3 protein-coding genes are annotated in these 3,286 nt (G+C 66.2%); all 3 read right to left on the bottom strand.

From position 1 onward, the window contains the following. Positions 1-45: 45 nt before the first annotated feature. The 3 genes from ON44_RS33925 to ON44_RS33915 are packed head-to-tail and all read right to left on the bottom strand — an operon-like array spanning position 46 to position 3,178. Positions 46-1,035 (bottom strand): tyrosine-type recombinase/integrase, encoded by a 990-nt coding sequence (locus ON44_RS33925; RefSeq protein ID WP_040698226.1) that lies wholly within the window; start codon positions 1,033-1,035, stop codon positions 46-48. Continuing rightward, positions 1,032-1,970, bottom strand: a complete 939-nt coding sequence (locus ON44_RS33920) for a tyrosine-type recombinase/integrase (protein ID WP_040698222.1) — start codon at positions 1,968-1,970, stop codon at positions 1,032-1,034. Before ON44_RS33920 ends, ON44_RS33925 begins: the two co-directional genes overlap by 4 nt. Further along, positions 1,967-3,178, bottom strand: coding sequence for a site-specific integrase (locus ON44_RS33915; RefSeq protein ID WP_083898291.1), 1,212 nt, complete (start codon positions 3,176-3,178; stop codon positions 1,967-1,969). The genes ON44_RS33920 and ON44_RS33915 overlap by 4 nt, the downstream gene beginning before the upstream one ends. Positions 3,179-3,286: the final 108 nt, after the last annotated feature.

Raw genomic sequence — 3,286 nt, 5'->3', positions numbered from 1 at the left:
GCGGCGGTGTTTTTCGGATCGGTGGCGTTGTCGGTATCGGAATATTCAGAGGCTCTCCAGGAAGGCGAGTAGGTCGTCGGGTGGCTGGTAGCGGCCGGGCTTCGAGGTGGGTGATGTGGTGCGGGCAAGGGCGCGTTCCTTGATCGCCATGTCGGCGTGCAGGTAGGCGGTGGTGGAACGGGGGTCGGCGTGGCCCAACCAGAGCGCGATGACCGTCGAGTCGACTCCGCTGCGGAGCAGATTCATCGCGCAGGTGTGACGGAGGGTATGTGGTGAGATCTTCTTGCCTTTCAAGGACGAACAGTGCTGGCGGGCAATGGTTTTGCAGAGTTTGAGTCGCGCTTCGACGCCGTCGTCGCTGAGGCGGCGGCCGGTGCGGGTGGGGAAGGCGGGCTCGTCGGGGCTGCCGTGTCGTTCTCGAAGCCAGACGCGCAGGACAGCGGTGGTGGCCGGGGTCAGCGGGACGCAGCGTTGTTTGCGGCCTTTCCCGCGGCAGCGCACGTGTGCGCCGGACCCGAGTTCGATGTCGCCGCAGTTGAGCCCGGTCAGCTCCGACAGCCGCAGCCCGGTCTGGACGGCCAGCAGCAGTAGAGCGTGGTCACGGCGACCTTCCCAGCGTGAGCGGTCGGGCGCGGCAAGCAGAGCGTCGACCTCCTCGGGCTGCAGAAATGAGACGACTGTCTTGTCGAAGCGTTTCTGCGGGATAGCGAGCACCTGCTGGATCAACTCGGCATGTTCGGGGTGGCGCAGTGCCGCGAACCGGAACAGTGACCGCAGGGCCGCGAGCCGCGTGTTGCGGCTGCGGGCGCTGTTGTGGCGACCGGTTTCGAGGTGCTGTAGGAACAACGAAATCACCTCGGCATCGAGGTCTTTCCAGTCCAATGCCGAGGGTGTTTTGCCGGTGCGATCGCAGACGAACCGCAGCAGCAGCTGGAAGGTGGTGCGGTAGGAGGTGATCGTGGCCGGGCTGGCTTGGCGCTGGTTGACCAGCCGCTCGAGGAAGAACAACTGCAGAGTCGGGGCGAGCAGAGTCATCGACGGGGTCCTTCCTCGTGCCGGTTCTGCAGTCGTTCGGCGGCCAGGGACAGCAATTCCGGTGCGGCGGACAGATACCAGTAGGTGTAAATCGGTGCGCGGTGACCCATGTAGGTCGACAGTCGCGGCAGTAACGCCGCGACATCGTCGCCGCTGCGATACCAGCGCACGAGTGTGTGCACTGCGAACGAATGACGCAGGTCGTGGATGCGCGGGCGAACCGACGAGCCGGAACCGACATGTGAGGTTTCCACCAGCCGCCGGAACAGCAGGCCGAAGTTGGCGTAGATCATCGCGGTTCCCTTCCTGGAGAGGAAGAACTTCCGGCTCACCGGCTGCGGCACATGCTCGTCGCGAATCGCGGCATAGGCGGCCAACGCGGCCGCCGCGGTGGGATCGAGTAACACTTCGCGGGTCTTGGTGAATTTCGATGCGCGCACGATCAGCACGCCCTCGGCGCAGCCGACATCGTCACGGTCGAGAGCAATGGCTTCTCCCACCCGGATTCCGGTGCAGGCCAGCAGCCCGATCATTGTCTCGGCCGTCGCCCTGCGCAGCGGGGATGGCACCACCACCGGCACCGCGTGCAGCAGCGCCTGGATGTCTTCGGAGGAGTAGATGAACGGCGGATTCCAGCGCTGCCGGTGAATCACCAGGCCCAGCGGGGGGATCTCGGTGGCCGGGTCGATGCCCGACATATAGCGGGCGAACCCGCGCACCACCGTCATCCGGCGCGACCAGATCGAACTGGCCGGGCCGACGTCGCGGCGCCGAACCCAGTCCAGGGCAACAACAGTGGTGATCGTGGTGACTCCAGCCGCATCGAGATGATCGACGAAACGCGGCAACAGCCGGTGCGCCTCGGCCAGCTCGTGGCCCAGTGCCCGACGCAACTGGAGATAATCGGCGGCGTGAGCGGCGAAGTCGGTGCTCATGATCGCGCCTGCGGCCAGGGTTGCACGACCGCGGCCAGCGCGATGCGGTCGATCTTGGCGTAGTCGGAAGTCGTGCCCAGATCCGAGTGCCGCAGCACCTGCGCGATTTCGACCAAACTCACTCCCTGATGCAGCATTTCGGTGGCCAGCCCGTGGCGCAGCCGGTGCCCGCCGACAGGGCTTACCCCGGCGCGGAGGCAGGCCCGGTAAACGATCCTGGGGATGCTGCTGGGATGGATCGGCCGTGGCGGCGCATACAACGTCAAGATCACCTCCGGGCAACCGCAGCGAGGCCGGTCGTGGCGCAGATACTCCGCGACAGCTGCTCCCACCTGACTCGGCAACGGGAGTCGATCGAGCCGGCGCGCTTTGCCGCGCACCGCGATTTCCCCGCGCCGCCAGTCGATATCACCGAGTTGCAGGGCTGCGACCTCGCCGCTGCGCAATCCCAACCGGGCCAGCAGAGTCAATACCGCGTAGTCACGGCGCCCGCTCGTCGTCGACCGATCACAGCTGTCGAGCACCGCGTCGACCTCGTCGGCACTCGGGCCGCTGGGCAGCCGGGTGCCCCGCCACGCCGCGACCGGCGGCATCGCCGAGCCGAGATCGGCATCGAGCCGGCGCCGCAGATAGAGAAACCGCAGCAGCGCGCGCAGGTCGGCGGCCTCTCGTTTCGCCGACTCCACCACCAACCGGGCACCGGTCGCCAGCAGATAGGCGTTGACCTCCCCGCCGGTCAGGTCCTCGTCGCCGACATCGCAACCCAGCTGCGAAGACCGCTGCGCCAGAAACCGTTTCGCGAACCGCTCGTATCGCAACACCGTGGTCGGCGCCAGGCCGCGTTCCTCGAACAAATGCTGACGATAATCGGTCAGCAATCGATCCCGCGCGGTCACCGCCACCGGCACCACAGCTGCGATCACACCCCGGTCCGCCAAAGACGACAGCAGCACCGCCGCGGTCGCCATCGTCGGAACCCGGCGCTGACCCTGACCACGAGCAGCGGCGAAGAACTGCTCGACCACCGCCGGCGTGAGATCCTGCGCAGCCACATCAGCACTGGCCATCCACCGATTCAACTGTCCCATCAGCCTCAAATGCTGGGCAATCGCAGTGGGCTTGTTACCCCGCAGCTCCAGCTCACGCTTGAACCCGGCAGCGAACCCCACCAGTGGACCCCCATCGGCTACCCACCTGGTCGTTCCCATCGTTGCTCCTCTCCGACGCGGAGACACCCTGCCTCCACAACCAAAGAGTGCGACGCCCGAACTTACACCGAGTGACAAACCAGCAACCGGAACCAATCACCCAGTGCT

Origin of the sequence: Nocardia vinacea NBRC 16497 (assembly GCF_000308835.1) — a bacterium.
Taxonomy (GTDB): Bacteria; Actinomycetota; Actinomycetes; order Mycobacteriales; family Mycobacteriaceae; genus Nocardia; species Nocardia vinacea.
Note: the sequence above shows the minus strand (reverse complement) of the source record. Positions and strands in the feature narration are given on the sequence as shown.

Coding starts and splice junctions, on each gene's coding strand:
- ON44_RS33925 (WP_040698226.1), bottom strand. CDS start 1,035: ATGACTCTGCTCGCCCCGACTCTGCAGTTGTTCTTCCTCGAGCGGCTG.
- ON44_RS33920 (WP_040698222.1), bottom strand. CDS start 1,970: ATGAGCACCGACTTCGCCGCTCACGCCGCCGATTATCTCCAGTTGCGT.
- ON44_RS33915 (WP_083898291.1), bottom strand. CDS start 3,178: ATGGGAACGACCAGGTGGGTAGCCGATGGGGGTCCACTGGTGGGGTTC.